At 46.9% G+C, this 26,868-nt stretch carries 30 protein-coding genes and 1 tRNA gene; 20 read left to right on the top strand and 11 right to left on the bottom strand.

What is annotated here, in order from left to right; genetic code table 11:
* Window positions 1–4: 4 nt before the first annotated feature.
* Window positions 5–244, bottom strand: coding sequence for an acyl carrier protein (locus tag HRU69_13650; GenBank protein QOI98472.1), 240 nt, complete (start codon window positions 242–244; stop codon window positions 5–7).
* A 115-nt stretch (window positions 245–359) separates the two neighbouring features.
* Between HRU69_13650 and HRU69_13645 the strand changes: the two genes are divergently transcribed.
* Window positions 360–782 (top strand): IPExxxVDY family protein, encoded by a 423-nt coding sequence (locus HRU69_13645; GenBank protein QOI98471.1) that lies wholly within the window; start codon window positions 360–362, stop codon window positions 780–782.
* A gap of 2 nt (window positions 783–784) precedes the next feature.
* The gene (gene pyk, locus HRU69_13640; GenBank protein QOI98470.1) at window positions 785–2,218 is read left to right on the top strand and encodes a pyruvate kinase; all 1,434 of its coding nucleotides are present in this window, start codon (window positions 785–787) and stop codon (window positions 2,216–2,218) included.
* Between the two features lie 73 nt (window positions 2,219–2,291).
* Here the strand turns inward: pyk and HRU69_13635 are convergent, their stop codons facing one another.
* The 3 genes from HRU69_13635 to HRU69_13625 are packed head-to-tail and all read right to left on the bottom strand — an operon-like array spanning window position 2,292 to window position 4,875.
* A complete protein-coding gene (locus HRU69_13635; protein ID QOI98469.1) occupies window positions 2,292–3,872 on the bottom strand; it encodes a fibronectin/fibrinogen-binding protein in 1,581 nt (526 codons plus the stop codon).
* Window positions 3,842–4,606, bottom strand: coding sequence for an MBL fold metallo-hydrolase (locus tag HRU69_13630; protein QOI98468.1), 765 nt, complete (start codon window positions 4,604–4,606; stop codon window positions 3,842–3,844). The genes HRU69_13635 and HRU69_13630 overlap by 31 nt, the downstream gene beginning before the upstream one ends.
* Window positions 4,603–4,875, bottom strand: coding sequence for a hypothetical protein (locus HRU69_13625; GenBank protein ID QOI98467.1), 273 nt, complete (start codon window positions 4,873–4,875; stop codon window positions 4,603–4,605). Before HRU69_13625 ends, HRU69_13630 begins: the two co-directional genes overlap by 4 nt.
* 38 nt (window positions 4,876–4,913) lie before the next feature.
* Here HRU69_13625 and miaA point away from each other — a divergent pair, with 38 nt between their 5' ends.
* The 4 genes from miaA to HRU69_13605 are packed head-to-tail and all read left to right on the top strand — an operon-like array spanning window position 4,914 to window position 9,828.
* Window positions 4,914–5,840, top strand: a complete 927-nt coding sequence (gene miaA / locus HRU69_13620; protein QOI98466.1) for a tRNA (adenosine(37)-N6)-dimethylallyltransferase MiaA — start codon at window positions 4,914–4,916, stop codon at window positions 5,838–5,840.
* Window positions 5,841–5,894: 54 nt separating this feature from the next.
* Window positions 5,895–7,193 (top strand): glycosyltransferase family 4 protein, encoded by a 1,299-nt coding sequence (locus HRU69_13615; protein QOI98465.1) that lies wholly within the window; start codon window positions 5,895–5,897, stop codon window positions 7,191–7,193.
* A gap of 31 nt (window positions 7,194–7,224) precedes the next feature.
* A complete protein-coding gene (locus HRU69_13610; GenBank protein ID QOI98464.1) occupies window positions 7,225–8,673 on the top strand; it encodes an oligosaccharide flippase family protein in 1,449 nt (482 codons plus the stop codon).
* Between the two features lie 3 nt (window positions 8,674–8,676).
* The gene (locus tag HRU69_13605; GenBank protein QOI98463.1) at window positions 8,677–9,828 is read left to right on the top strand and encodes a glycosyltransferase; all 1,152 of its coding nucleotides are present in this window, start codon (window positions 8,677–8,679) and stop codon (window positions 9,826–9,828) included.
* Here HRU69_13605 and HRU69_13600 read toward each other — a convergent pair.
* Genes HRU69_13600 through HRU69_13590 form a run of 3 tightly spaced genes read right to left on the bottom strand, consistent with a single transcriptional unit; the run spans window position 9,803 to window position 12,529 of the window.
* A complete protein-coding gene (locus HRU69_13600; protein ID QOI98462.1) occupies window positions 9,803–10,561 on the bottom strand; it encodes an FkbM family methyltransferase in 759 nt (252 codons plus the stop codon). The genes HRU69_13605 and HRU69_13600 overlap by 26 nt on opposite strands.
* Window positions 10,562–10,565: 4 nt before the next feature.
* Window positions 10,566–11,309, bottom strand: a complete 744-nt coding sequence (locus HRU69_13595) for a methyltransferase domain-containing protein (protein ID QOI98461.1) — start codon at window positions 11,307–11,309, stop codon at window positions 10,566–10,568.
* The gene (locus tag HRU69_13590; GenBank protein ID QOI98460.1) at window positions 11,306–12,529 is read right to left on the bottom strand and encodes a glycosyltransferase family 4 protein; all 1,224 of its coding nucleotides are present in this window, start codon (window positions 12,527–12,529) and stop codon (window positions 11,306–11,308) included. Before HRU69_13590 ends, HRU69_13595 begins: the two co-directional genes overlap by 4 nt.
* A 61-nt stretch (window positions 12,530–12,590) precedes the next feature.
* Here HRU69_13590 and wecB point away from each other — a divergent pair, with 61 nt between their 5' ends.
* A complete protein-coding gene (gene wecB, locus HRU69_13585; protein QOI98459.1) occupies window positions 12,591–13,679 on the top strand; it encodes a UDP-N-acetylglucosamine 2-epimerase (non-hydrolyzing) in 1,089 nt (362 codons plus the stop codon).
* On the opposite strand, the gene ruvC is transcribed toward wecB, so the two are convergent.
* Window positions 13,671–14,231: a crossover junction endodeoxyribonuclease RuvC gene (gene ruvC / locus HRU69_13580; protein ID QOI98458.1), complete on the bottom strand. Its 561-nt coding sequence runs from the start codon at window positions 14,229–14,231 to the stop codon at window positions 13,671–13,673. The two genes, wecB and ruvC, sit on opposite strands and share 9 nt — an antisense overlap.
* Before the next feature lie 61 nt (window positions 14,232–14,292).
* Here ruvC and HRU69_13575 point away from each other — a divergent pair, with 61 nt between their 5' ends.
* From HRU69_13575 to HRU69_13545, 7 genes are read left to right on the top strand one after another with little or no spacing between them, the layout of a single operon-like run.
* Window positions 14,293–15,399, top strand: a complete 1,107-nt coding sequence (locus tag HRU69_13575) for a glycosyltransferase (GenBank protein QOI98457.1) — start codon at window positions 14,293–14,295, stop codon at window positions 15,397–15,399.
* A 42-nt stretch (window positions 15,400–15,441) separates the two neighbouring features.
* Entirely contained in the window at window positions 15,442–16,665 is a 1,224-nt protein-coding gene (locus tag HRU69_13570) for a PP2C family protein-serine/threonine phosphatase (protein ID QOI98456.1), read from the top strand.
* A 10-nt stretch (window positions 16,666–16,675) separates the two neighbouring features.
* Window positions 16,676–17,302, top strand: a complete 627-nt coding sequence (locus tag HRU69_13565; GenBank protein QOI98455.1) for a polysaccharide deacetylase family protein — start codon at window positions 16,676–16,678, stop codon at window positions 17,300–17,302.
* Window positions 17,302–18,366, top strand: coding sequence for a glycosyltransferase (locus HRU69_13560; GenBank protein ID QOI98454.1), 1,065 nt, complete (start codon window positions 17,302–17,304; stop codon window positions 18,364–18,366). The genes HRU69_13565 and HRU69_13560 overlap by 1 nt, the downstream gene beginning before the upstream one ends.
* Window positions 18,363–18,710 carry a diacylglycerol kinase family protein gene (locus HRU69_13555; protein QOI98453.1) on the top strand — a complete coding sequence of 116 codons (348 nt, stop codon included), beginning with the start codon at window positions 18,363–18,365 and terminating at the stop codon, window positions 18,708–18,710. The genes HRU69_13560 and HRU69_13555 overlap by 4 nt, the downstream gene beginning before the upstream one ends.
* Window positions 18,707–19,477, top strand: a complete 771-nt coding sequence (locus tag HRU69_13550) for a TatD family hydrolase (protein ID QOI98452.1) — start codon at window positions 18,707–18,709, stop codon at window positions 19,475–19,477. Before HRU69_13555 ends, HRU69_13550 begins: the two co-directional genes overlap by 4 nt.
* Window positions 19,474–20,532 carry an asparaginase gene (locus HRU69_13545; protein QOI98451.1) on the top strand — a complete coding sequence of 353 codons (1,059 nt, stop codon included), beginning with the start codon at window positions 19,474–19,476 and terminating at the stop codon, window positions 20,530–20,532. Before HRU69_13550 ends, HRU69_13545 begins: the two co-directional genes overlap by 4 nt.
* A gap of 8 nt (window positions 20,533–20,540) precedes the next feature.
* Here HRU69_13545 and HRU69_13540 read toward each other — a convergent pair.
* A tRNA-Ser gene (locus tag HRU69_13540) sits at window positions 20,541–20,632 on the bottom strand.
* A gap of 268 nt (window positions 20,633–20,900) precedes the next feature.
* On the opposite strand from HRU69_13540, the gene HRU69_13535 reads away from it, so the two are divergent.
* From HRU69_13535 to HRU69_13515, 5 genes are all read left to right on the top strand, one after another.
* On the top strand, window positions 20,901–21,659 hold the full coding sequence (locus tag HRU69_13535) for a MotA/TolQ/ExbB proton channel family protein (protein QOI98450.1): 759 nt from the start codon (window positions 20,901–20,903) through the stop codon (window positions 21,657–21,659).
* A gap of 6 nt (window positions 21,660–21,665) precedes the next feature.
* Complete coding sequence (locus tag HRU69_13530; protein QOI98449.1) at window positions 21,666–22,040, top strand: hypothetical protein; 375 nt, start codon at window positions 21,666–21,668, stop codon at window positions 22,038–22,040.
* Window positions 22,040–22,627, top strand: coding sequence for a biopolymer transporter ExbD (locus HRU69_13525; protein ID QOI98448.1), 588 nt, complete (start codon window positions 22,040–22,042; stop codon window positions 22,625–22,627). The genes HRU69_13530 and HRU69_13525 overlap by 1 nt, the downstream gene beginning before the upstream one ends.
* Window position 22,628: 1 nt before the next feature.
* The gene (locus tag HRU69_13520) at window positions 22,629–23,093 is read left to right on the top strand and encodes a biopolymer transporter ExbD (GenBank protein QOI98447.1); all 465 of its coding nucleotides are present in this window, start codon (window positions 22,629–22,631) and stop codon (window positions 23,091–23,093) included.
* A gap of 67 nt (window positions 23,094–23,160) precedes the next feature.
* Window positions 23,161–24,489 (top strand): MFS transporter, encoded by a 1,329-nt coding sequence (locus tag HRU69_13515; protein QOI98446.1) that lies wholly within the window; start codon window positions 23,161–23,163, stop codon window positions 24,487–24,489.
* Here HRU69_13515 and HRU69_13510 read toward each other — a convergent pair.
* On the bottom strand, window positions 24,486–25,256 hold the full coding sequence (locus tag HRU69_13510; protein ID QOI98445.1) for an AMP nucleosidase: 771 nt from the start codon (window positions 25,254–25,256) through the stop codon (window positions 24,486–24,488). The genes HRU69_13515 and HRU69_13510 overlap by 4 nt on opposite strands.
* Before the next feature lie 20 nt (window positions 25,257–25,276).
* On the opposite strand from HRU69_13510, the gene HRU69_13505 reads away from it, so the two are divergent.
* The gene (locus tag HRU69_13505) at window positions 25,277–25,732 is read left to right on the top strand and encodes a type I restriction enzyme HsdR N-terminal domain-containing protein (protein ID QOI98444.1); all 456 of its coding nucleotides are present in this window, start codon (window positions 25,277–25,279) and stop codon (window positions 25,730–25,732) included.
* A gap of 14 nt (window positions 25,733–25,746) precedes the next feature.
* On the opposite strand, the gene ald is transcribed toward HRU69_13505, so the two are convergent.
* Entirely contained in the window at window positions 25,747–26,859 is a 1,113-nt protein-coding gene (gene ald / locus HRU69_13500) for an alanine dehydrogenase (protein ID QOI98443.1), read from the bottom strand.
* Window positions 26,860–26,868 lie beyond the last annotated feature (9 nt).

The raw sequence follows: 26,868 nt of genomic DNA, 5'->3' as shown, positions 1-26,868 counted from the left end.
CTTGTTATTTCTTTACGTTTTGCTCCAGGTAAGAAATAGCCTGGCCAACGGTTGAGATGTTCTCAGCCTGATCGTCAGGAATGGAGATGTTAAATTCTTTCTCGAACTCCATAATGAGTTCCACGGTGTCAAGAGAGTCAGCGCCAAGGTCGTTTGTAAAACTTGCTTCAGGAGTAACTTCAGATTCTTCAACGCCCAGTTTGTCGATGATGATCTGTTTTACTTTTTGTGCGATTTCAGACATGTTTGTGAGTTTTAGGATTTTAAAAATTCAGTGCAAAGAAAGAGATTTAATGCAATATTGTCAAACTTTTTTAATGCCCGCCTGAATTGTAAAAACCGGCAATTGCCTGATAAAAATGAAGAAAAACAAGCTGGTTATTGAGTACGCGTACAACTTTAAACTAACCGGTATTGCCAGTACGGCTAAGGGGTACAAACTGGCATGGGCCATAAACCGGCAAACGGGTTTCCGCCTGGTGCGCCAGCCCGACCTTGCCGTTGGCTTTAAGAAAGAAGGTGAAAAGTATTTTAATTTTTTCGCGTATGAAACACGCCTCAACCGATTGAAATTGTTCAAAAACAAACCGGTTGATCAGACAGCCGCCAGGCATTTATTGGTACCTGAATTTCCTCACTTCGATTTTATACTTTTGACTCAGGCTGAGGAACCCGGCTTTACCGCCATGGTGGTTGAAAAGGTGCGTAACCTGCCGATGGTTGAACTGGTAGCTCCTATTCCGCTGGAGAGTCTGAAGTCGAAAGTGAATTTTATTTTTTAACCATGATAACGGAGAAAATTTCGTACAACAAAACAAAAATTGTAGCCACCATTGGCCCGGCATCCAACTCGAAGGAAATGCTGCGTGCCCTGGTGAAAGAAGGTGTGGATGTTTTCAGGCTGAACTTTTCGCACGGCACCCATGCCGACCACCAGAGCGTGATTAATAACGTCCGTGAAATCAATGAAGAACTCGGCTCTACCGTAGCCCTGCTGCTCGATTTGCAAGGCCCGAAAATACGCATCCAGGAAATGAAACCCGATGTGGAGATTCAGCGCGGGCAAACGTTCATTATCACCACCCGCGAACTGATAGGCAACAATGAAATCGCCAGCACTTCATACAAAAATTTACCGAAAGATGTAAAGGTGGGCGACCTGGTGCTGATTGATGACGGTAAGATTGAATTGAAGGTAGTGGAAGTACGGGATGTAGACATTGTTACCGAAGTGGTGTATGGCGGACCGATTAAATCACGCAAAGGCATAAACCTGCCCTTCAGTAAAGTAACGGCACCCTCGCTTACCGAGAAGGATATGGAAGATTTGGAGTTTGGCCTGAAGAATAACATTGAGTGGATTGCCCTGTCATTTGTACGCAAAGCGCAGGATATTAAAATACTTCGCGACATCATCGAAAAGAAAAAATCAACATCGCGCATCGTGGCCAAGATTGAAAAGCCCGAAGCGTTAAGCAACATTGATGACATCATCAATGCCACCGATGCCGTAATGGTGGCGCGGGGCGATCTGGGTGTTGAAATATGGCTGGAAGAAGTGCCTATGGTGCAGAAAATGCTTGTTGAGAAATGCAACAAAGCCAGCAAACCCGTGATTGTGGCCACCCAGATGATGGAGAGCATGATTGAAAACCCACGGCCTACCCGAGCCGAGACCAACGATGTGGCCAATGCGGTAATGGATGGTGCAGATGCTGTGATGCTTTCGGCTGAAACGGCAGCCGGAAAATATCCGATTGAAGTTATCCGAAGCATGGTGCGTACAATTGCCTCGGTTGAGAAGAATGAGAAGATGTATTACCGCTTCCGCGATGTAGATCCGAAGTCGCCCATTTACCTGAACGACAGCCTGGTGCTGGCTGCCTGCAAATTGGCCAAGGATGTAGGCGCAAAAGCGATTGTGGGAATGACCTCATCGGGATACACGGCATTCAAATCATCTTCGCACCGACCCAACACCAACATTTTTGTGTTTACCGGAAACAAGTCGCTGCTGAATACCATTAACCTGGTGTGGGGCGCCCGCGCTTACCATTACGATAAGCATAATTCTACCGATGAAACCATTGCCGATGTGGAAAAAATCCTGAAGCAGGAAGGGCACGTGCAACCAGGTGATATTTTTATTGTGCTGGCCAGCATGCCCATACAGGAACGCCAGCGCACCAATACATTGCGGATAAATGTTGTGAAGTAAATTGACTGTTGTGCTGAGTCACGCTTAAGGGTGTGACGAAGCACCTCTTGATTGGTTGAGGCGTAAAATCAAATCATTGCCTGGGTTCAACCATAACAACATCCTCCCGCTCTACAACAACCATTCCGGGAGGATCGCCCTTGCGTTTGCGTACATATTTTTTTGCGGTAATGGTTACCGGGCAAAGCGAATCACTTTTTCGTTTGGAATGATAAGCCGCCAGTTGCGCGGCCCGTTCAATAACCGGCTTCGGGAAAGGTTTGCCGGCCTGGTGCTTTACCAGTACGTGCGACCCGGCAACATCTTTGGCGTGCAGCCACAGGTCGTCTTTGTAGGAGTACTTCTGTGTGAGTTCATCGTTGCTTTGTGCGTTTTTGCCAATCCAGATTTTAAAGCCGTTAAATTCCACTTCACGATACGGTAATGCGATTGTTTTTTCTTTTCCTGTTTGAATAAGATTAAACTCCTTCATCAACAGCCTGAGGGCACGCAGGTCATCGGCCTGCTGCACCTGCTTTAGCTGGCCTTCAAGCATAGCAACCTGCTGATGTTTCAGGGTTATACCTTGTTTTAACTGCTGAATTTCAAGCAACCTGTTTTTGGCTTTGCGGTAAAAAATTTCGGCATTTTTCTGAATGGATAATTCTTTTTTAAGCTTAATCACTTCGGGCTGGTTGGTATAAAAGTTTAAAACCGTTGCAGTTTCTATTCCGGCTTTCAGGTTGGTCAGGTTGGCCATCAGCAGGTCGGCCCAAACGTTGAAATGGTTGTCGTGCTCAATTTCGTTTAGTTTTGCTTCGTTGCGCTCAATGTAACTTCTGCTTTGCTCAATTTTTTTATTCAACAGGTGTATTGCCTGCTGTCTTTCACACATCAGTGCTTGGGTGGCCTGGTGCACCATGAAAAACTCATTAATAGCAATGATTGGATCTGTAAATGACCGGCTCACTTCGTAAACCGGAAGCAGGGAGAAGTGTACTGAATTCTGTTCGTTTATAATAAAGTAGCTCGGGTTTTCGAGTAACTTAATTGTTTCGTTAAACAGGCTCCACTTTATTTCAGTTGATTTTGAATAAAAATTTTGTGCAGCCAGGTAGTGCCATACGGGTTTACCGAAGGTGAAATAGCAATGTTGCAGGTTCGGTAAGTTCTTTTCGAACGATGCCCGCGAAAAATCGATTGATTGATTCAGATCTTCCAGTCGGAGGGAGTAATCCTGTACCAATTGATTCCGAAACAGTTTTACCGGTTTCAACTCAATAAATAAGATGATGTTGGCCCGGTTGCCATGCATTTTGAATAAGAGTAAATGATTATCCTCCAGTTCTATGCTGAAGCTCCGCTCGTTCATAAACTGGTTTAGCTTTGTAACCCGGCAACCGATGATTTCCTGAAAGAGATCGATGCTGTTTTTGCGTGCCCGCTTTACATCATCCGGAAAGGAAAGGCAGCAAAACTGCGGCTGCAGCGAGGCCCGTATGAAGAACGGTTTTTTAGCTGTTTCAAATTGCAGTATCAGTTCGTCAGCATGCTGACTATAACATTGCGAAACGACACTGCCCGTTAGCCGGCTGGCCAACGCCCCGGTAAGTTGTCGCAGAAAGTAGTAATTGTTATGCACGGTTACGCTATTGAAAGCTGTAACCCATCCCACGCCAGTGCAATTCCTTCGGGCAATTCTTTTTCGATGTTCCGCTGTGTACCCAGTTTATGGCTGATGTGTGTAAACCAGGCCTTTTCGGGATTGATTTTTTTTACCATGCCGATGGCTTCGTCCAGGTTAAAGTGCGAAATGTGCGGCTCGCGCTGCAGGGCATTGAGTACAAGGTGTTTTATTCCGCGAAGCTTTTCCAGGGTTTCCTCGGGAATGTAATTGGCATCGGTAATGTATGCGAAACTGCCGATGCGGAAACCAAGAACCGGTAGCTTAAGGTGCAGCACCGGTAACGGAATAATTTCAACATTGTTAATGGAAAAAGGTTTTGAGGTAATTGGGAATAAGGTAATGCGCGGCAGGCCGGGGTAATTGTCGGGGCCGAAGATATAGGCAAAGTCGGACTGAATCTGATGAAGTGTTTCGGTTGTGCCATACACCGGCATATTGATGTTTTGCTTGAAGTTATAGGCGCGCACATCGTCAAGCCCGGCAGTATGGTCGCGGTGGGCATGGGTAAATAAAATGGCATCTATTTGCCCGATGTTTTCGCGTAGCATCTGCTGGCGGAAGTCAGGACCGGTATCAATTACCAGGCTTAGGTTGCCGGTTTGGATGTGCACGGAAGAACGAAGGCGTTTGTCGCGGAAATCAACCGAAGTACACACTTCGCAAGTGCACCCGATAACGGGTACGCCCTGGGAGGTGCCGGTGCCGAGAAAGGTAATGGTCAAGCTTTTACTTCTGTTTGAGTAAGCTCTTCATACAACCGCAGGCTTTTTTCAGAAAAGCGCGACTTATCCAGTTCCACCGACTTTAAAATATCGAGGAGGGCGTTAATCTTGCCTTCGGTTGTATAGAACTTATTGACAATCATAATCTTCTGATCGCGCAGCAGGCAGTAACCCGATTTGAAATTACCCTTTTCATAACGCAGCGTGTAATCCGATTCGGCCAGCAGCTCCTCCAGTTTGGTAAGAAAGGGTACGGTGTACTTAATCATACGTGGTTGTTTGGCGCGAAGATAATGGATAACCGCAAATGATTGAAGGTTTGTACTTTTGGCCGGTGGATTGGAGTAAAAAAAAACTGATTGTGCTTGTCGGGCCAACGGCTTCGGGTAAAACAGCCTTGGCTGTTAAACTGGCCCGTCATCTGCAAACGGAAATTATCTCGGCCGATTCGCGACAGGTTTACAGGGAATTGACAATCGGAACCGCAAAGCCCTCTGCCGAAGAGCTTGCCGCAATACGCCATCACTTTATTAATTCCCTTACTATTACCGAGGATTATGATGCCGCTACTTATGGCGAGGAGGCATTTGCATTAACCTGCCGGCTGTTTGAAAAATACAATTGGTTGATAGTGTGCGGAGGTTCGGGCTTGTACGTAAAAGCACTGCTTGAAGGCTTTGATGATATACCCGAAGTTCCGGATGAGATTCGTGACGAACTCACTGACCGTTATGCTGAATACGGACTGAGCTGGTTGCAGGCGAAACTGAACGAAGTGGATCCTGAAAGTTTTAACACGCTGGATGCGCAAAATCCGCAACGGTTGCTGCGCGCCCTGGAGGTGAAACTGGCAACGGGCAAGTCCATTAAAGAGTTTCAGAAAAAACAAAAGCGGCAGTTGCCCTTTCGGGTGATTAAAATCGGATTGGATGTTGAACGCGAATTATTGTACAAGCGCATTGATGAACGAATGGACAGCATGATTGAAGCCGGACTGTTTACTGAAGCTGAGCAATTGTATCCCTTCCGTACAAAAAATGCGCTGCAAACGGTAGGCTACCAGGAGGTTTTTGATTTTATGGAGGGTAAGTACGATCGCACCGAAGCCATCCGCCTGCTGAAGCGAAATTCCAGGCGCTATGCCAAGCGGCAACTCACGTGGTTCAGGCGCGATGCGGAAATTAATTGGGTTAACCCTGATGATTGGGATGAAATTCTTAGATTGATCGGATAAACTTGTTGCCGGTTGCCTGTTGCGGGTTACCGGTAACAGGCAACCAGACGTAGCATGAATAAACGGGTGCTGATTATTACGTACTACTGGCCGCCCAGCGGAGGGAGCGGGGTGCAGCGGTGGCTGAAGTTTGTAAAATACCTGCCGCAATTTGGGTGGGAACCGTTTGTGTTTACACCGGAGAACCCTTCGTTTGAATTAAAGGATGAATCGTTGCTGAAGGATGTTCCCCCGGAGGCAGACATAATCAAACTGCCGATCTGGGAACCTTATTCGGCTTATGCCCGGCTCTCGGGTTGGTTAACCGGGCGACCGGTGAAATCATCCGACTATGTTTCCACAGGAAAAAAATCGGTTTTTCAAACTATCGCGGCTTTCATTCGCGGGAATTTTTTTATTCCCGATCCGAAAATTTTCTGGAAGCGGCCGGCTGTAAAATTTCTGAACGATTTTATTCAGCATAATCACATCCGCATTATTGTTACTACCGGGCCGCCACACTCGATGCACCTTATCGGGTTAGCACTAAAAAAGAAAAACCCTTCCCTGAAATGGATAGCCGATTTCCGCGATCCGTGGAGCCGGTGGGATTTGCTCGATACACTTCACCTCACTTTGCTGGCCCGCGCCCGCCATCGCCAGCTTGAGCACCGTGTACTTGTTGCCGCTGATGGTGTACTGACGGTTACCCCGCATTATGTAAACTGGTTTAAAGAGCTCGGTGCCCGTAAAACCGTTTTGATAACCAACGGGTATGATGAAGATGATTTTTCGAATCTCTGTTACTCAAAAGGCAATAAGTTTACGGTACGCCACCTTGGTGTTGTGGATGAACTGCGCGACCCGCGCCCGTTTATGCTGGCCGCACGTGAGGCATGTAAAGAAAACAATGAACTTGCAGCCGTGCTAGCCATTGAATTTGTTGGTCAGGTAAACAGTGCGTTTCAGCGTTGGGTGCAAGCGGATGACGTGTTATCAAGAATCACCTCTTTCCGCAACCAGGTACCTCATGGTCAACTGGTTGATGTGTACAACCAAACGGATGTGTTACTGCTGGTACTTGCCAACAGCGTTATAGCTCCCGGAAATATACCGGGTAAGTTATTTGAGTACCTGGGTTCAAAAAGACCCATACTTGGTATTGGTCCTGCAGATGGCGATGCGGCATCCATCCTGAGTAAAACCGGAGCCGGAATTGTTGTTGAGCGGAATAACCTGCAGGAAATAAAAGCGGGCTTGCTCCGGTTGTTTTCCGGTTGGAAGAACAACACCGCCACAACTGGAAGTGGAGTTGAACATTATAGCCGCAGGTCGCTTACGGCTGAACTTGCTGCCCTGCTTAATTCGCTTTAGGTTTTGTATGTTGCGCTGAATTTTACCGCAGTTGATCAGCAGGCAATTCATCAAAAGTTCGTTTATCTATACCGTGGCCGGCACATTGCCCATGGCCAGCGCGGTGGTGTTATTGCCGTTTTATGTGGCCTGCCTGCCCACCGAACTTTATGGGGCACTGGCTATCTATCTGGCTTTGTCCATGCTGGTGCAGATTATGGTAACCTATAGCTTCGATACCTCACTGTATGTTCATTACCACGACTTTAAAACCGATAACAGAAGATTATCAGCCTTTATCAGTTCGTGTTTCAGTTTTATGCTGCTGCTTGGCTTAGCGGTGGCGGTTGTTGCGGCACTAACCGGTGAGTTTGTTTTCGTGAAGCTCTTCACCGGGCAGGGCCTCGCTTTTTTTCCTTACGGGATGCTGTCGGTAATTACCGGTGTATTCCAGGCTTTGTTTAAGGTAAATACCAGTTTATTGCAGAGCCGCGAGCAACCTACGCGTTTCTTCTGGGCCAACCTGATAAACTTTTCACTCATTGCTGTTCTTACTATCGCGGGTTTAAAACTCTTTCCGAGCAGTCTGGCAGGGCCGGTAGGGGCAAGGGTGGTTGCTGCCATGGTTTCGGGTGTTGGTGCACTCGTTCGCATTTACCGCGAATTTGGCGTGCGGTTTAATTACCCGCTGTTGCGCTCAACGTTTGGTTTTAATACCTATTCGTTTATCTACCAGCTTCAGCTATGGGCAGTAAACTATTTCGACCGGATACTGATGGTTTTCTTTTTGCCGCTTGACCGCGTAGGTGTTTATGACTTTGCCTTTAAGTGCATGCTGGTGGTGGAGTTTTCGCTTAACGGATTATTTAACTCTTTTTATCCGAAGGTGCTGAGTAAGGTGGCAGCGCAACAGGATAAAGGAACCTCTATCGAAATTAACCGGTACTTTCACGGTCTCACGGCTGCGGCTGTTATGTTGGTGGCCGGATGTATTTTTCTGTTCCCTGTTATCCTCGGTTTTTTCGAGATTAAATCAGGATACCTGGAAGCCCTGGTGTTTATACCTTTCATCGGGCTTATTTATTTGCTTAAGCCCTTACGGTTATATGCGGCCATGCCGTACTCGGCACTTAAGTACACCAAACCGTTGCCGCTGTATTACCTGGTGGTAACGGCTGTTAAAATCAGTGTGATGATTTTGGCGATACCTGTAATGGAAGTGTATGGAGTAATTATGGCCTCAGCCTTTGCCTTGGTAGTTGAAATTATTTTGCTGTATTCCGGCAGCCGCAACCGGTTTGCTTTCAATAACCTGAATGTATATAAACTGATTGCTGTGCCGGTGGTTTTTGGATTGGTCGTGCTGTTAACGGAGTTCTCCGGAATTACCGTAAGCGAAACCATCATTCATTTTGCGTACGTGGTTGTTGCCCTGGCGTTGTTGCTATGGGTTTACCGCAACGAATTCCGGTTGATTGACCCCCTGCGAATAGTGCGTTGAATTATGGAGCCTTCAGTTGATAAAAAGCCCGTAGTACTGCATTACAATTCGCGGTACCTGCCGCTAACCGAAAACTGGATCCACAGTATCTTGCGTCATCATAAAACGTTTCAGCCGGTTTTCATTACCCGTAAAATCCAAAACCTGCACCTGTTTCCGTTGCCGGAAGTTTATGCGTTGGAAAATCTGAATAGAGTAATTCAGATTGTTCAACTTATTTTTTCGAAACTTGCCGGGTATATACCATTCTTTTATTCCATCAGCAAAAAATCGGCTGCCTCCGTTCTGCATGTTCACTTTGGCTACCAGGGGGTAAAACTTATCGGACTCAAAAAGAAAACCGGCCTGCCGATGGTATGCAGTTTTTATGGCGATGATGCCTTTCATTACCCGTTAAAAGGGGGCGTGGTAAAACAATATCAAAAGTTATTTACGGAAGCCGATCGTATTCTGGTACTGGGGCCGTACATGAAAAATCATCTTATTACCCTGGGATGCAATGAAAAGAAAATCAGCATTCACCACCTTGGTATTGATGCAGGAACTGTTGCGTTTAAACCGCGGCAGCGAAAGCCGGGCGAGCCTGTTCGCTTTATGACTTCCTGCAGCTTGCTGGAAAAGAAAGGTGTAGGCATTGCTATCAGGGCGTTGGCGGCCTTAAAGGATAACTATGCGTTTACGCTCGACCTGGTGGGTGATGGTCCGCTGCGCGAGTCGCTGCAACATTTGGCAGTACAGCTTGGCGTGGCTGATCGGTTAACCTGGCATGGATACCAGCCCTATTCTTTTGTCATTGAAAAAATGTACCAGTGCGATGTGCTCATCCAGGCCAGCATTACTACACCCGACAACCGCAAAGAAGGAACACCCGTAGCCATTATGGATGCCATGGCAACCGGTATGGCGGTGGTGGCTACCCGTCATTCGGATATCCCTGAGATTGTGGAGGAGGACATTACCGGGTTGCTGGCTGAAGAAAATGATGTGGTGAGTTTACAGGCATGCTTTCAAAAAATTCTTGATAACCCGGAGCTGATTGGAAAATTTGGCTCGCACGGAAGGGGCAAAGTAGAACGGGAGTTTAATGTTGCCGTGCTTACCCAACAACTCGAAGCGCACTATCAGGAAGTTATTGCAGGCCAGGTGAGGAAATAATTTCCTGATTAATAAATACCAGGTTTTCGCCTTTAACGCGTTTGGAAAAGTGATGCCGGCTTAGTGCACCGAACACCGCTTCCGAGCACCCCGGCTTCATCCGGTCGTGTAACTCAATAACCAGGCATTTGGTAATTCGTAACCAACCGGTATCGCCACTGAAAACTTCCTTCTCGCTTCCTTCAATATCAATTTTCAGAATATCGATTGAAGTAATGTTGTGTTGCTCAATAAGTGATTGTAGAGTAAGCGCCTGCATGGTTTGGCTTTTACCCGAGGGTTTTTCAACCATAAATCCGCGCAAGCCGTAGCCATGGTCCTCTATTCCGATGGTGCCGTTTTCGTTCCACAAAGCCGCCTGCATGGCCGTGATGTTGGAATAACCTTCCACATTTTTTTGCAGCAACTTAAAATTACCCGGTTCCGGCTCAAGTGAGTAAATGGTTGCATCGGGATGGTGCCGTGAAAAAAACAACGAAGTAAACCCGATATTGGCCCCCACATCGATAATGGTTTTTGGCTTGATAGAAGCCGGTAAATCCAGGTTGTATTCTTCGCGTAAAAATATTTCCCTGAAGGTGGTCAGGTCGGCTGTGCCCGGCCGGTAATGAATGGGCTGCCGGTATCCGGGTAGTTTTATTACCGGCTGCCTTAAAATTTTAATCTGCACATAAACGGAAAGTCCGCCCGCGACACCAAATTTTTGAATGCACTTACTGAGAAACCAGAACATGGTGTTACCCTCTTTTTTCAACAACCAAAAAATAACCGAGCGGATAGGCTTTACCCGTGTTGGCCGATAGGCGTTTACCTAACCGGGTATGAATAAACCACAGGCAAAGCGATTGTATAAAGGCCGCAAGCGCATTGCCGATAAGCGGAATTTTTACGAGCATCTTGGCGTATAAATCCGTCAGCACAAGCGGAAGCCCGCCAAAGCTCCGTAATTCTAAAACATGCAGGTTGTTTTTTGTTGCATAGTTTTTAAGGGCAAACTCGGTGTACCGGAAGTAATCGTGGGGTGCTTCGTGAATTTTATAGAGAAAGGGTACGCTTACCAGCATTTTTCCGTTTGGCTTTAGTATGCGGGCTAATTCACTCCAAAGTACCTCGGGTTCGGCAATGTGTTCGAATACTTCCGAAATAATAATTGTATCAAACTGATTGTCTGGCAGAGAGAGGGGTTTGTTCAGGTCGCATTCCAAATCAAGGTATTGATTTTTATGGAGTGTGTTGGGCCAGTCGATGCAGGTAATTTCAGAAACCAGGTTTTTGTAAATCATGTAAAACGGAACATTGCCGCACCCCATATCGGCCAGGCTGCCGCGGGCGTACTCGGGTAAAGCCGATTGGTAGAACGAGGCGGTAACGTCAATCATCAGGCGCGATGATACCGAAACGAATTGCGGATTGCGCGAAGCGCGCAGCCTGCCGTTGCGCAGTTCATATTTGGTGGGTTTCCAGTGTTCGGTGTTTTTCATTTTTTCAATGAGTACTCAAGCTGTTGATACAGGTGAAGTAAGGATTGCTGATCGGTTTCCCAGTTCATCCCACCGGAGGCGGTAGCCTGAACACCGTTTTGCCCAAGTTGCCGGCACAAGGCGTTGTCGTGAATCAGTTGTAGAATTTTTTCGCTCAGGTCGTTGGCATCGCCAGCGGTAAAAACCAATCCTGCTTTTGTATTTTCGATTATCCGTTTTAGCGGTGCACTTGAACTAACCAGCATGGGTTTGCCGGCCATCATGCCCTGAAAGAGTTTGTGTGGAATGGTATTATCGGTATGCGGTGTTGATTTATGCGGAATGATGTTAACATCGGCAAAGTGCATGAGTGAATAAAAGCGCGAGAAGGACTGCTTGCCAAGGAAGTGCACCTTGTGTGCTACGCCCAGTTCGTCAGCAAGGTGGCGAAGGTTTTTCATTACCGTTTCGTTGCCGAAGCCGGCCACGATTAGTACCACGTTTTTATCCTTGAGGTATTGCATGGCCCCGATGGCGGTATCCACACCGCGGTGCGGGCCTATTCCACCGGTGTAGGTTACAATGAATTTGCCTTCGTACTCTTTATAAATGGCAGAGTCAAGCGGCTGCTGAAGAAACGATTGGTCTTCTGAGTTGGTAACGATTATGATTTTGTTTGGATCAGCACGGTACTCACTGATTAGCCTGTTGCGCATTTCATCCACTACGGCAATTACATAATCGGCATGCCTTACTGTTTTTGCTTCATGCTTCCTCCAGCGAGTCGGGTTCATAAACAAAACATTCTTCAGGTGCGCCAGCGGGTTTTTCTTCCATTTAAACCACACCTGCAGGGCATCCGGGTAGTTTTCATGAAAATCAGCAATAACCGGAATGTTGATTTTTTTCTTTGTCGCAAGCGCGGTACCCGCCAGGGGTAAGTCGTGCACATGCAGTACTTCGATGTTGTTTTCAGAAATCCAGGCCGGTATTTTTTTTTTGAAAACAGGGTGCTCAAATGTCAGCGACATCATGATATCCCAAAGGGCAAGTGCAATATTATTTTTACCGGCATCAATACGGGTAATTGCAATGCCGTCTGAAGTATCCTGATACGGCTCGTCTTTTCTGCGGAGGCACAACAGATGAATGCGGTGGCCGGCTGCCTGCAGGGCTGCGGCTTCTTTGCGGATGCGTACATCGGCCGGGTAAGGAGCGTTTAACAGCATGCCGATGGTCATATTCGGGTAAATTGAATTAATTTGGCAAAGAAAATCATTTTGACTCACTAACAGCGCAGGCGTGAAAATTACTTTAGTGGCAGGGGCGCGCCCGAATTTCATGAAGATTGCCCCCATCATCCGGGCCATTGAAAAGTCGAACCGGGCCGGTAATAAGCCGATAACCTACCGGCTGGTGCATACCGGCCAGCATTATGATGAAAAGTTAAGCGAAGTGTTTTTTAAAGAACTGGAAATTCCTGAACCCCATGTAAACCTGGGGGTGGGTTCAGGTTCGCAGGCTGAACAAACTGCCCGCATTATGATGGCCTTTGAGAAAGACCTGCTGGCTAACCCGTGCGATCTGGTGGTGGTGGTGGGCGATGTAAACTCTACCATGGCCTGTACTATTGTAGCAAAGAAGCTGAACACCAAAGTGGCGCACGTGGAAGGCGGCATCCGCTCGTTTGACATGACCATGCCCGAAGAAATCAACCGGATAGTAACCGATTCGCTGGCGGATTATTTTTTTACCACCAGCGAAGTGGCCAACGAAAATTTGAGAAAAACGGGTGTTCGTAATGAACAGCTGTTTTTTGTAGGCAATACTATGATCGACTCGCTGGCGGGTAACCTGAACAAAACCCGTAAACCGGCATTATGGGATCAGCACCGGCTTGAACCCAAAAACTATTTTGTGTTAACGCTTCACCGGCCATCGAATGTGGATGACCCGGCTGTGTTTTCGCAACTTATCAAAGCCATTTCGAAGAGCGCGGGCAGCAGCAACGTGGTGTTTCCGGTACACCCCCGTACGCAGCGCAATGCAAAAGAAATCAAGGGCATTGATAATATCATCCTTTCCGACCCCCTCAGCTACCTTGAGTTTATTTACCTGGTACAACACTGTGCGGGTGTAATTACCGACAGCGGGGGTATTCAGGAGGAAACCACCTGGCTGGATATCCCGTGCATTACACTTCGTAAAAGTACCGAACGGCCTGAAACGGTTACTGTTGGAACGAACGAAGTGATTGGCGATGATTACCCGTTGCTTGAAAAGTTGGTGGCTAAAATAAAATCCGGCCAATGGAAGGACGGAGGTATTCCGAAATATTGGGATGGCAAAACTGCTGAACGGATTGTAGCTGAGTTGCTCCGGTTATCTTGATTTAATGCGATGCGGATTGGCTTTTACAAAGCTGGCCCAGCCCGATCGCTTTGTTGTTGATTTTCCTTTTTGAAAATGATGGCACACAGCTACAGCCAGCGCATCAGTGGCATCCAGCAATTTAGGCACTTCGCGTAAGGTAAACAGCGACATCAGCATTTTGGCTACCTGTTCTTTCGAAGCATTGCCGTTACCGGTAACCGACTGCTTAACTTTTTTTGGTGCATACTCCACAATCGGAATCTGCCGGTACAACGCGGCCGACATAGCCACGCCCTGCGCGCGGCCGAGTTTCAGCATGGACTGAACATTCTTGCCATAAAATGGAGCTTCGAGGGCAACCTCATCGGGGTGGTATTCATCAATAAGCGCCAGTACACGCTCAAAGATTCTTTTCAGTTTCACTTCATGGTTATCCGTTTTGCCTAACTGGATAACGCCAAACTGGAGAAGCTGAATGGCGCTACCGCGGATGCAGATGATGCCGTAGCCCGTTACGTTGGTGCCCGGGTCAAGTCCAAGGATAATCTTCTCCCGAATCAGTTTGCCCACGTGCCAAGATACTTCAAAACTCCGCGGTTTTCCAATTCAGTTAATAATCACAACTTGCAGTATGGCGGTAGTTGTATTAAGTATAGTTACTCTCTATTTTTTGCTGCTTGTCTTTTTAATTCTAAGCTGGAACAGACCGGTGAAGGTAATACCCCGTGATTCAGCAGCTAATTCAGTTTCGGTGATTATACCGGTACGGAATGAAGAGAGAACTATTACTGACCTGCTGGATGATATTTCAAAACAAACGCATAAGCCGCTTGAGGTGATCGTAGTGAACGATCATTCCACCGACAATACAAAATCGGTTGTTGAAGCTTGGCTTCAACAAAGCAATGCGTTAGCTGTACGGATTATTGAGATGAAGGACGGTGTTTTTGGTAAAAAGAAAGCCGTTACCGAAGCTATTGCACAGGCAAAAGGTGATGTGGTGGTTGCCACCGATGGCGATTGCCGGGTGGGGAAGGGTTGGCTGAAATCCATCGCAACCTGTTTTTCGGATGAAACTGTAAAGCTGGTTGCCGGTGCTGTAAAACTTCGTCCGCAAAATTTCTTTGGCGAGTTGCAGCAACTGGAACTGGCGGCATTAACCGGTATAACTGCAGCCTTTATTACAGCAGGCAAACCGATAATGTGCAGTGGGGCTAACCTGGCTTACCGTAAGGAAGTATTTTTTGAGGTGAAAGGTTATGAGGGTAATGATCATGTTGCATCAGGGGATGATGAGTTTTTGCTGAAAAAAATTGCTTCCCGGTATCCGCAAGGTATCGCGTTTAATTATGATCCCGCTGGCATAGTTACAACACAACCGGCATCTGGCGTCAGCGAATTTATTAGTCAGCGAATCCGGTGGGCCGGCAAATGGCGTCAGCAGCCGGTTGGGATTTCATCGCTGGTGGCGTTATTTATTTTCTTATTTCATACCACATATTTATTCCTGCCGGTTTTGGGTTTATTTTGGGTGGTAAGCCTGGGTACCCTTTCGGCTCTGGTACTTTTAAAACTTTTACTGGAGTTTATCTGTCTTAAGCGCATTAGCAACCGGATGAACATGCCCTTTAATAGCCACGCCTTTGCCGCCTTGCAATTTCTTTATCCGCCCTACGTTGTTTTTTTCGGACTCATTTCCAATTGGTTATCCGTAACCTGGAAGGGCAGAAAAATTTAATCGGCTGTTACCATAATTAAGCAGTAACTTTGGGTGTTCGGTATGGAAGACCTTTCGATAAAAAACCGGTACGAACTAAAGGAGCTTGAACTGAATGCGTTGCTGGAGGTTACGCAGGCCATTAACAGCAACGTGCCGGAAGAATCGCTTTACAAAATTTTCACCTTTACCCTCCGGTCTAATCTTAAACTAAAGAAACTCGCCCTTTACGTGCTGGATGACCAGTGGGAGTGCAAAGCAAACTTCGGTACGCAGGCAAAGTTTGCCGGGGTTAAGCTGCCGGATTGTTTTAAGCAGGTGCGCGACATATGTTCACTGAAAAAATTTGAAGAAACACAATTCAGCGAATTTGATATTGTGTTACCGGTGGCCCATAAAAGCACTACGCTGGCGCTGGTCTTTCTGGGCGATGAGCATACCGACCATTATTTTGAACATGCTGAGGGGCTTAAATTTATCCAGGCCCTGAGCAACATCATTGTAGTGGCCATCGAAAACAAAAAACTGGTGCGCAAGCAGTTGCAACAGGAGGCTTTTCGGAAGGAACTGGAAATTGCCAGCGATGTGCAGCAGTTTCTTTTTCCGGAGCGGCTTCCGCAAACCGAGCGCTTAAAAGTAGAAGCCAGTTACCTGCCGCACGATATGATTGGCGGTGATTATTATGATTACATCCCGATAAACAAAAATCAATTTTTGCTTTGCGTAGCCGATGTAAGCGGCAAAGGCATTCCGGCTGCATTGATGATGTCGAACTTCCAGGCTTCGCTGCGTACGCTGCTCCGGCAAACCCCAAACCTGCGCGACATTGTTGAAGCGTTGAACTACCAGGTGCTTGAAAATACAAAAGGCGAAAAATTTATCACGTTTTTCGGTGCCATTTACGACATCAGCCTGAAAACAATGGTATACGTTAATGCCGGCCATAATCCGCCCATCTTGTCAGACAGGAAAAACGGCCTGCGCCTGCTCGAAGAGGGTTCCACCGTGCTGGGCGCCATGCATCCGTTACCCTTCATCAACGAAGGCTTTGTTACCGATATTGATGACTTTCTGCTGTTTTGCTATACCGATGGCCTTACCGAAACTATAAATGAACAAGGTAAAGAATATGGTATCGACCGGTTGCACCACTACTTTTCCGATCCGGCTGTGAATGTAAAAGGGTTGAATGAAATCCATCAGGATATTATTGTAAGTCTGGATGCATTTAAGGGCCGCAACGGATACCATGATGATATAACCATGCTATCTTGCCGGGTAGGCTAACCTGCAGGTTATGGTTTTCCGTACTCCTTTTTTTCTTCCCTGGTTATACCCAGGGCTTATCTGGCGAATGTCAGCCCGTGAGAAAATTGTCTATTTAACGTTTGATGATGGCCCCGTGCCCGGCCCGACTGAGTTTGTGCTGGATGTACTAAAGCAGCAACAACTTAAAGCCACTTTTTTCTGTATAGGCGATAACATCCGGAAGCATCCGGGTATTTTTCAGCGCACAATAACCGAAGGACATGTTATCGGTAACCATACGTTTAATCACCTTAACGGTTGGAAAACTGAAGATGCCGATTACCTGGCCAATACCGAACTGTTTAATCAAGCGGTAACAAAAATCAATCCTGCGTTACGCACTCATTTATTTCGCCCGCCTTATGGTCGCATCACGCGCAGGCAAATCCGGTTGTTGCAACAGTATCAGATTATCATGTGGGATGTGCTCACCCACGATTACCATCATATTGTGTCGCCCGAACGTTGTCTGCGAAATAGCCTGAAAGCTGTTCGGAATGGTTCCATCGTTGTATTTCATGATAGTGTTAAAGCTGAGCGTAATCTGCAATTTGTATTGCCCCGCTTTATTGAAGCCTGTCAGCAAAAAGGTTACACCTTTAGTAAATTGGCATAATGCAAAAGTGCAAGCGTGTATTGGTGGCCCCGTTAAACTGGGGGCTTGGTCATGCCACCCGTTGCATGCCGGTGATACGGCATTTACTTGAGCAGGGGCATGAGGTTTTGCTGGCCAGCGATGGTGAGGCATTGAAATTGTTAAGCGAAGAATTTCCGGGATGCAGGAATTTTGAATTGCCGGCCTATAGCCCCAGGTATACCGAAAGCAATTCCCTGGTGCCGGTTATAGCCCGGCAGTTGCCTAAGTTCAGGTCGGCCATTCGTGATGAACATGAGCAACTTGCCGGACTAATTGATAAGGAAAACATACATGCTGTTATTTCAGATAATCGCTATGGTGCATGGTCGGATAAAATACCTTCAGCCTTAATCATCCATCAGTTAAACCTGCTCATGCCTGCACCAGTCAGGTGGATAAGCCCGGTTGTTAATGCGCTTCATCGGAGGTTAATGCGCAGATTCAAGTTTATCTGGGTGCCTGACACCGAAGATTCGGCATTGACAGGAAAATTATCAGCTACTCCACAAATAGAAAATGTTCGGTTTATCGGGCCGCTGTCACGGTTAATGCCTCCAGTGGATTTTTCGTACCGGTATGATCTGGTGGCAGTTTTATCCGGTCCGGAACCACAGCGTTCCCTGCTGGAGCAAATTCTAAGGGAACAGTTGCCTGAAAGCGGTTTAGCATGGCGGCTTGTGCGGGGAGTAGTGAAGGATAACTCAACTGAAGATGGACAAGCAGCTATATTGGATTACCTGCCGGCTTATAAATTAAACAAACTAATAAATGAAACTGCAGTCGTATTGGCCAGGTCAGGTTACAGTACGATTATGGACTTGTATAAGCTAGGCAAAAAAGCAATTCTCATTCCCACACCCGGGCAACCTGAGCAGGAGTACCTGGCCACCCAGGCGATGGAAAAAGGTTATGCTGTCTCAATGCATCAACATGTTTTGAGCGTAAAGAGTGCTTTTGCGCAGGCAAAGAATATTTCAGGATTTCCGGCCGGTGAATTTGCGACTTCCCGGTTACCTGCTGTTGTGGAGGAACTGTTGCAATGAAGTTTTTCAGAAGTTTTCGGTTTGCTTGGAGTGGATTGATTTACGCACTTCGAAGTCAATTCAACATGCGCACGCATGTTGCGGCTTTATTGGTTGTGGTTGTTGCCGGCCTGTATTGGCAGGTAACCGCTACGGAATGGTGTGTTCTGTTGCTGGCTGCCACGGTGGTTATCGTGGCTGAGTTGATGAACACAGCCATGGAAGAACTGGTTGATTTCGTTTCGCCAGAGCACCACCCGAAGGCCGGCCGGGTTAAAGACATTGCCGCAGCGGCTGTGCTCGTGGCAAGCTTCTTTGCTGCTGTGGTGGGTTTCATCATCTTTGGCCGATATTTGTTACCATGAACTATTGGGTAGACACGCATGCACATATTTATTTGAATGAGTTTCAGGCTGACCTTCACGATATTCTGGAGCGGGCAAAGCAGCATGCAGTAGGCAAAATTCTGATGCCCAACATCGATACAGCATCTATTAACACCATGCTTGAAGTGGAGGCAGAAAATCCCGATAGCTGTTACGCCATGATGGGGCTGCATCCCTGTTCTGTAAAAAATGATTTTGAGCATCAGTTATATGAAGTTGAAAACTGGCTGGCCAAGCGAAAGTTTACTGCGGTTGGTGAGATCGGTACCGACCTTTACTGGGACAAAACTTTTTGGGAACAGCAAAAGGAAGCCTTCACTATTCAGGTTAACCTGGCAAAGAAATACAAACTTCCAGTAGTTATCCATTGCCGCGAAACTTTGGATGAAACCATATCGATGATTGAACGCATGCAGGATGGAAGCCTTTCCGGTGTATTTCATTGCTTTACCGGTAACCGGCAGCAGGCTGAGCGCATTATACAGTTGAATTTTTACCTGGGCATTGGCGGAGTAGCCACATTTAAAAACGGAGGACTGGATACAGTTTTACCATACATGGGCTTGAGCCGGATAATACTGGAGACAGATAGCCCCTACCTGGCCCCGGTGCCGCATCGCGGTAAACGTAACGAACCTGCGTATATTGTAAACGTTGGCCAACGGGTGGCGCAACTTACCGGGCAATCAGTAGATGAGGTAATGAAGCTCACAATGCAAAACGCTTACAATCTTTTTTCATTATGAATCTTAAACGTGTTGATCTGGAAAGCACCAGTGAGGCCCGCGCACGGCTGTTGATTATTTACACAGGGGGTACATTCGGAATGACACCCGATAAGGACGGGGTACTGGTTCCGTTCGACTTTGCTTCAATCCTTGAGCACCTGCCCACCGTTAAAAATCTTGGTTTGGCATTCACCGTTTTTTCATTTGAGACCCCCATTGATTCTTCCAATGTACAGCCGGAGCATTGGCAACTAATGGCCCGGCTGATTGCCGAGCATTATCACGCACATGACGGCTTTGTGATTTTACACGGAACGGATACTATGGCCTATACAGCCTCGGCATTAAGTTTTATGCTCGAAAATCTTAGTAAACCTGTAATACTTACCGGTGCGCAACTGCCTATCAGCGAACCGCGCTCCGATGCACGCGAAAACCTGATAACATCTCTGGAAATAGCTTCGGCCAGGCAGAACGGGCAGGCTGTTGTGCCCGAGGTTTGTATTTATTTTGATTACGAACTGCTGCGGGGCAACCGGTCGAAAAAAGTTGAGAGTATGCAGTTTGATGCCTTCGATTCAGGTAACTACCCCGCGTTGGCTAAGGCCGGGGTTAAAATCAATTATAACCATGCGGTAATCCGCAAACCATCCAATAACCCCTTGGTTTTGCGTACCCGGTTTGAAACCCGCATTGCTGTTCTCAAACTTTTTCCGGGTATTTCTGAGCGGGTATTTCAATCGGTATTGCATAGCGAAGGACTTAAAGCACTGATACTGGAAACCTATGGTTCGGGTAACGCGCCTACTGCCCCGTGGCTGATAAGCGGCCTGGAGCACGCAGTACGGAATGGCATAGTGGTACTAAACATTTCGCAGTGCCCTGGCGGTACGGTGCTTCAAGGCAGGTATGCAACCAGTCGTGAACTTGTCAAGGCAGGGGTTATCAGCGGTGTAGATATGACCACCGAGGCGGCTGTTACGAAACTCATGCTATTGCTGGGTGAATTTGGTGATTCAGCCCGTCACCTTATTGTAAAGAACCTTGCCGGAGAATTAACAGAACTTGAGTAAAGAGGATGTGGCGGAGAGAGCGGGATTCGAACCCGCGATCCCGCTTTGGCGGGATACACACTTTCCAGGCGTGCTCCTTCAACCACTCGGACACCTCTCCGGGAAAACCGGGACGCAAAATAAATTAATATTGGCAGGGTTCCCAAATACCCTGTAGTAATTCGGATGCTGCGATTTAGTTAATAAATAGTATGAATAAACAACGCCTTAACCTGCAGGGCCCAGCCGTGTCTTTATTTGGTAGGCGGCATTATTTCGTGTATAGAATAAGGCATTAACCACCGGTAGAAAAATTTTTTAAAAAATATCGTTAAATCCGCAAAACCTTTAATTTTGGCCTCTTCAAGGATTTACTTAAACCTCAAACTATGAAAAAACTACTTGCTATTTTAGCTTTTGCAGGGGTACTGGCGTCCTCTGCGCTTTATGCCGAACCGGCTCCGCAATCTGAGCCTGCAACCGAAGAGGCTGCAGCAGCAGATGAGGCCTCATTTCACCAGGTATTAAAAGAAAAATTCATTGATGGGGATGTTCGCTTTATGACCCCAGTGCTAATCTGTCTTATTCTGGGGTTGGCTTTCAGTATTGAAAGAATTATCACCCTGAATCTGGCTACGACCAATACCAAAAAATTACTTGGACAAATTGAAGATGCCCTCGCAAAAGGCGGTGTTAATGCGGCACTTGACGTTACCCGTAATACCCGCGGCCCGGTGGCTTCTATCTTTACCCAAGGCTTAATGCGTTACAGCGAAGGTATTGATATGGTTGAGAAATCAATCGTTTCGTATGGCGGTGTGGAGATGGGTAAGCTCGAACGCGGCCTTATCTGGATTTCGTTGTTTATTGCTCTGGGGCCTATGCTCGGTTTCTTCGGAACGGTTGTGGGTATGGTGCAGGCCTTCTCTGATATTGAAGCGGCCGGTGATATTTCGCCCAACATTGTGGCGGGTGGTATGAAAGTGGCCCTTATAACTACCGTGGGTGGTCTTATAGTAGGTATGGTACTGCAGGTGTTTTACAACTACCTCGTTTCCAAAATTGATTCCCTGGTGAACAGCATGGAAGATGCTTCTATTTCGCTGGTGGACATCCTGGTGAAGCACAAGCTGGTTTCTCAAAAGTAAGTAACTATGAGAGGTCTTTTAATTATAGGTGTATCGGTAGTATTAGTAGTCGCTGCATTATTTTCAGTTGATGCGGGCCTGTATGGTACATACGTGCTCTTTGGTATAGCCATAGCTTCTGTTGTAATATTACCGTTAGTCAACGCACTCAAGTCCCCGGGGGAGTTGAAGAAGCCCCTCATGGCACTGGCTGCTATGGTGGTATTGTTTGTTATATCCTATGCGCTGTCGGGTTCAGAAGTTTCTACCGTTCAGGCCGCAAAAGGGGTAACCGAGAGTACGTCAAAACTTGTTGGTGCCGGGTTAACCATGTTCTACCTGGTTTCGGGTATTGCGGTTCTCGGACTTATTTATTCTGAAATTAATAAAGCCTTAAAGTAATGCCTCGTCCGGTTCCTGATATTCCCAATGCTTCGATGGCCGATATCGCCTTTCTGTTGTTGGTGTTCTTTTTAGTAACCACTACAGTGGCGAACGATAAGGGGTTGAGCATACAACTGCCGCCTCCGCCCGAAGCCATGCCGCCCGATATGGATATAAAGATCAAAGAGCGGAACTTGTTTAAAATTCAGGTGAACTCGTTCGATAATGTACTGGTTGAAGGAGACCCGTTTACCGGCTCACCGGCTGAACTTACGGATATGATTAAAAAGTTTGTTTTGAATTATGGAGCCGATCCCAACTCATCGGATAATCCGGAGAAGGCGATTGTTTCGTATAAAACAGACCGTGGGACAAGTCATAAAAAATTCATTGAGATTCTGGATGCCATCCAGGCAGCTTATTACCAGATTTATGCTGATAATGCCGGGGTAACCGTTAAAAAGTGGCTCGATCTTTCATCTGATTTGAATGATCCTGAAAACAGAAGATTATACGATTTGGGCCGTAAGAAGAGACCGGATGGCTCGGTTGAAATCCCGATGGCCTTATCCATTGCTGAACCAACTAAAATAGGAGGGAAGTAGTATGTCGAAGTTCAAAAAGAAGGCAGCCGTTAAGCAGGAGATACCAACATCATCCATGCCCGATGTGGTGTTTATGTTGTTGTTCTTCTTCATGGTTACTACACAGATGCGTGAAACATCTATCAACGTAAAGCAGCAATTGCCCGAAGCTACCCAGTTGAAGAAACTGGCGCGTAAGTCGCTGGTGGCGTATATGTATATCGGTGAACCTAAAAAGACCGACCAGTGGGGTAAGGAACCTAAAATACAGGTTAATGACGTGTTCATTGAACCGAAGGATGTAATTCAATGGGTTAATTCCGAAAAGGCTAAACTCAATGAGTTTGAGCGCGATCAGCTCACGGTAAGCATGAAAGTTGACAGTGAAGCCAAGCGCGGCATTATTGCCGATGTGGAAACGGAATTGCGTAAAGCCAACGCGCGACTTTTGCTTTATTCCACATTGCAAAAACGGGTTGAGAATTAAAATCGTTTTTTCGTAGTCTGATACGTTTTGCCCCGTCCCGTACGCCAAGCGGGCGGGGCTTTTTATTATGAAGCCTACCGCAACCGTTGCCAAACTGAATAATCCGAAAACGGTGCGTGCCTGGTGCATGTACGACTGGGCAAATTCGGTGTACTCGCTGGTAATCACTTCGGCCATTTTTCCGGTGTATTACAAAGCGGTGGCCGTTACTGCTAATGGCAGCGATGATATACCCTTTCTGGGCTTTACTGTAAAGAATTCGGTATTGTACTCGTATGCGCTATCAGTATCGTTTCTGATGGTAGCAGCCATGCTTCCGTTACTCTCCGGAGTGTCGGATTACACCGGTCGCAAAAAGCAGTTCATGAAAATGTTTGTTTTTGTTGGCAGCTTTTCGTGCATGGGCCTGTATTTTTTTACAGGCATTGAAACATTATGGTGGGGGCTGCTCTGTTCGGTAATGGCCAGCATCGGTTACTCCGGTAGTTTGGTATTTTATGATGCCTTTTTACCGGAAATCGTTTCAGAAGATCGCTACGATGAAGTAAGTGCCCGCGGCTACTCCATGGGTTACTACGGCAGCGTTATCCTGATGGTGGTTTGCCTGGTACTGGTGCTGAATTACAGTGCCTTCGGCTTCCGTACCGAAGGAGCCGCAACCCGGTTTAGTTTTCTGCTGGTTGGCATCTGGTGGATACTTTTTTCACTGGTGTCGTTTAACGTGTTACCTCAGCAGCTATATCGGGGCCGCACAGAAAATATCTGGACAAAAGGCTACCAGGAGGTAATGAAAGTTTTTCGGAGTTTGAAAAATACACCCGACCTGAAGCGGTTTCTTACAGCCTTCTTTTTTTACAATATGGGTGTTCAAACCGTAATGTACCTGGCCACCCTGTTTGGCACCGATGTGCTGAACCTGCCCAGCGAAAAGCTTATTGCAACCATACTGCTCATTCAGTTGGTTGCTGCATTCGGAGCCTGGGTTTTTGCCCGCGTATCCCGGCAAAAAGGGAATGCCTTTGCGCTGTCGTTTATGATTATTTGCTGGATTGCTGTGTGTTTTGCGGCTTATTTCATTAACCACGAATTGCAGTTTTATGCGCTGGCCACCGTGGTGGGCATGATAATGGGCGGCATTCAGTCGCTCTCACGGGCTACCTATGCCAAACTGATTCCGGAAAACACCATCGACCATGCATCGTACTTTAGTTTTTACGATGTTACCTATAACCTTTCCATCGTATTTGGAACATTTTCGTATGGTTTAATAAACCAGGTAACTGGCAGTATGCGCAACAGTGCATTGGCGCTGGCTCTGTATTTTGTTATCGGGTTGATTGTATTGAATCAGATAAAGTCAACTGACATTGCCTCGCCAAAATCCACAGTCCATTAATACCTCAGGTGTTTTACCGTCATGCCGTTGTTAATCAGCTGGCGTAAGGAATCAATGCCGATTTTAAGATGTAGCTCAACGAAATTTTTTGTTACTGCTTTATCGCTGATTTCGGTTTTAACCCCTTCGGGGATCATCGGCTGATCAGAGACGAGTAGGAGGGCTCCGGCCGGAATTTTGTTTTTAAAGGCCGTGATAAAAATAGTTGCTGTTTCCATATCAATTGCCTGCGCCCGGATTTTTCGGAGGTAGGCTTTAAAGTCTTCATCCCACTCCCATACCCTGCGGTTGGTTGTGTACACGGTGCCAGTCCAGTAATCCTGATTGTAATCGCGGATGGTTGTAGAAATGGCTTTTTGCAGGGCGAATGCGGGCAGAGCCGGTACTTCGGGCGGGTAATAATCGTTTGAGGTACCTTCGCCCCGTATTGCTGCAATGGGCAGGATCAGATCACCGATATCGTTTTTCTTTTTAAGGCCGCCACATTTACCAAGAAACAAAGCGCCTTTGGGTTGTATTGCACTCAGGCAATCCATAATGGTGGCTGCATTCGGGCTGCCCATCCCAAAGTTTATAATGGTAATGCCATCAGCGGTGGCGTTGCGCATAGGCCGGTCTTTGCCGTTAACCGGCACACCATGCCACTCGGCAAACATGGTAACATAATTATCGAAATTAGTCAGTAAAATATACTGCCCAAACTGGTCAAGCGGCTGACCGGTATAACGGGGCAGCCAGTTTTCTACAATTTCCTGTTTCGTCTTCATTTGTTGGTTTACTTTGCCGTATGCAACAACTCAATTTGCCGGCTTACGAATATCGGCTTAAAAGAGCAGGTGGTAAAGTATATATTTTTGATGGCATTCGGAAAAAGTTTGTTGTGCTTACACCCGAAGAATGGGTGCGCCAGCACCTTGTGAATTACCTCGTTAACCACCTGAAGTACCCGAAGGGACTAATTAAGGTGGAAACCGGTTTGCGATTTAATACCCTAAGTAAGCGTTCAGACATTGCTGTAGTTAATCAGGATGGAAGCAACTTTATGGTGGTCGAATGTAAATCGCCACAACAGCAAATAACACAGGCCACGGCCATGCAGGTGGCTGTTTACAATTCAAGCCTGAAGGCGCCTTATGTTCTTATTTCAAATGGGCTGCAGCATTTTTGCTTTGCCGCTGATTTTGCAACAAAGAAAGTGTATCCGCTGGAGGATATCCCAGCGTATCCGGTTACAATACGTTAACTGCATTGAGTTTTTTACAAAAACTTCTTTACGTCTGCGTAGGGCAGATTAAATGCATCGGCTACACCTTTGTAAACCACCTCACCGAACATCACATTAAGACCGCTGCGCAATTCGGTACTCTCCTGGCAGGCCCGTTTCCATCCCTGGTTGGCCAGGCGGATGGCGTACGGTAATGTGGCGTTGGTTAAGGCTAAGGTAGAAGTATAGGGCACAGCACCCGGCATGTTGGCCACGCAATAATGAACAACATCATCAATAATAAACGTGGGGTTTTCGTGGGTGGTGGGTGTACAGGTTTCAATACAACCCCCCTGATCAACGGCCACATCAACCAGTACGGTACCAGGCCTCATGGTTTTCAGCATATCGCGGGTAATCAGTTTGGGGGCTTTTGCGCCAGGAATTAAAACACCTCCAATAATCAGGTCGTGATCTTTTACCAATTCGCGGATGGCATATTCGTTCGATACCATGGTGTGCACATTCTTGGGCATAACGTCATCGAGGTAACGCAGGCGGTTAAGATTTACATCCATTATAGTAACATCAGCGCCCATACCGGCTGCAATTTTGGCGGCATTGGTACCAACCACGCCACCGCCCAGAATGAGCACTTTGGCCGGTTTTACACCCGGCACTCCGCCCAATAAAATTCCACGGCCCTTCAATGGTTTTTCCAGGTACTTGGCGCCCTCCTGCACAGCCATGCGGCCGGCAACTTCCGACATAGGAATAAGCAACGGCAGGCTGCCGTCAACCCGTTCAACGGTTTCGTAAGCCAGGCACACCGCACCGCTGGCAATCATGGCTTTGGTAAGCGGCTCGTATGAGGCGAAATGGAAATAGGTAAAAACCAGTTGATCTTTTCTGATGAGCTTGTATTCCTGCTCAATAGGCTCTTTTACTTTTATAATCATTTCAGCGAGGTTAAATACCTCAGCGGCCGTGGCAATAAGTTTGGCGCCCGCTTTTGAATATTCGGCATCCGAAAACCCGCTGCCTACACCGGCAGATTGCTCCACATAAACTGTATGACCGCGCTTTACCAGTTCCTGAGTTCCGGCTGGTGTTAATGCAACACGGTTTTCATTATTCTTGATTTCTTTTGGAACGCCAATAATCATATACTGAAA

The sequence above is a fragment of the Flammeovirgaceae bacterium genome (assembly GCA_015180985.1).
In the GTDB taxonomy this organism is placed as follows: domain Bacteria; phylum Bacteroidota; class Bacteroidia; order Cytophagales; family Cyclobacteriaceae; genus UBA2336.
Note: the sequence above shows the minus strand (reverse complement) of the source record. Positions and strands in the feature narration are given on the sequence as shown.

What these genes read in the sequence shown, in the direction of transcription:
- HRU69_13565 (QOI98455.1), top strand. Translation starts at nt 16,676, where the DNA reads ATGGTTTTCCGTACTCCTTTTTTTCTTCCCTGGTTATACCCAGGGCTT.
- HRU69_13550 (QOI98452.1), top strand. Translation starts at nt 18,707, where the DNA reads ATGAACTATTGGGTAGACACGCATGCACATATTTATTTGAATGAGTTT.
- HRU69_13650 (QOI98472.1), bottom strand. Translation starts at nt 244, where the DNA reads ATGTCTGAAATCGCACAAAAAGTAAAACAGATCATCATCGACAAACTG.
- HRU69_13525 (QOI98448.1), top strand. Translation starts at nt 22,040, where the DNA reads ATGCCTCGTCCGGTTCCTGATATTCCCAATGCTTCGATGGCCGATATC.
- HRU69_13510 (QOI98445.1), bottom strand. Translation starts at nt 25,256, where the DNA reads ATGAAGACGAAACAGGAAATTGTAGAAAACTGGCTGCCCCGTTATACC.
- HRU69_13560 (QOI98454.1), top strand. Translation starts at nt 17,302, where the DNA reads ATGCAAAAGTGCAAGCGTGTATTGGTGGCCCCGTTAAACTGGGGGCTT.
- HRU69_13600 (QOI98462.1), bottom strand. Translation starts at nt 10,561, where the DNA reads ATGTTCTGGTTTCTCAGTAAGTGCATTCAAAAATTTGGTGTCGCGGGC.
- HRU69_13625 (QOI98467.1), bottom strand. Translation starts at nt 4,875, where the DNA reads ATGATTAAGTACACCGTACCCTTTCTTACCAAACTGGAGGAGCTGCTG.
- HRU69_13520 (QOI98447.1), top strand. Translation starts at nt 22,629, where the DNA reads ATGTCGAAGTTCAAAAAGAAGGCAGCCGTTAAGCAGGAGATACCAACA.
- HRU69_13595 (QOI98461.1), bottom strand. Translation starts at nt 11,309, where the DNA reads ATGAAAAACACCGAACACTGGAAACCCACCAAATATGAACTGCGCAAC.
- HRU69_13615 (QOI98465.1), top strand. Translation starts at nt 5,895, where the DNA reads ATGAATAAACGGGTGCTGATTATTACGTACTACTGGCCGCCCAGCGGA.
- HRU69_13590 (QOI98460.1), bottom strand. Translation starts at nt 12,529, where the DNA reads ATGACCATCGGCATGCTGTTAAACGCTCCTTACCCGGCCGATGTACGC.
- ald (QOI98443.1), bottom strand. Translation starts at nt 26,859, where the DNA reads ATGATTATTGGCGTTCCAAAAGAAATCAAGAATAATGAAAACCGTGTT.
- HRU69_13530 (QOI98449.1), top strand. Translation starts at nt 21,666, where the DNA reads ATGAGAGGTCTTTTAATTATAGGTGTATCGGTAGTATTAGTAGTCGCT.
- HRU69_13645 (QOI98471.1), top strand. Translation starts at nt 360, where the DNA reads ATGAAGAAAAACAAGCTGGTTATTGAGTACGCGTACAACTTTAAACTA.
- HRU69_13570 (QOI98456.1), top strand. Translation starts at nt 15,442, where the DNA reads ATGGAAGACCTTTCGATAAAAAACCGGTACGAACTAAAGGAGCTTGAA.
- HRU69_13555 (QOI98453.1), top strand. Translation starts at nt 18,363, where the DNA reads ATGAAGTTTTTCAGAAGTTTTCGGTTTGCTTGGAGTGGATTGATTTAC.
- HRU69_13505 (QOI98444.1), top strand. Translation starts at nt 25,277, where the DNA reads ATGCAACAACTCAATTTGCCGGCTTACGAATATCGGCTTAAAAGAGCA.
- pyk (QOI98470.1), top strand. Translation starts at nt 785, where the DNA reads ATGATAACGGAGAAAATTTCGTACAACAAAACAAAAATTGTAGCCACC.
- HRU69_13515 (QOI98446.1), top strand. Translation starts at nt 23,161, where the DNA reads ATGAAGCCTACCGCAACCGTTGCCAAACTGAATAATCCGAAAACGGTG.
- HRU69_13575 (QOI98457.1), top strand. Translation starts at nt 14,293, where the DNA reads ATGGCGGTAGTTGTATTAAGTATAGTTACTCTCTATTTTTTGCTGCTT.
- HRU69_13545 (QOI98451.1), top strand. Translation starts at nt 19,474, where the DNA reads ATGAATCTTAAACGTGTTGATCTGGAAAGCACCAGTGAGGCCCGCGCA.
- HRU69_13605 (QOI98463.1), top strand. Translation starts at nt 8,677, where the DNA reads ATGGAGCCTTCAGTTGATAAAAAGCCCGTAGTACTGCATTACAATTCG.
- miaA (QOI98466.1), top strand. Translation starts at nt 4,914, where the DNA reads ATGATTGAAGGTTTGTACTTTTGGCCGGTGGATTGGAGTAAAAAAAAA.
- HRU69_13535 (QOI98450.1), top strand. Translation starts at nt 20,901, where the DNA reads ATGAAAAAACTACTTGCTATTTTAGCTTTTGCAGGGGTACTGGCGTCC.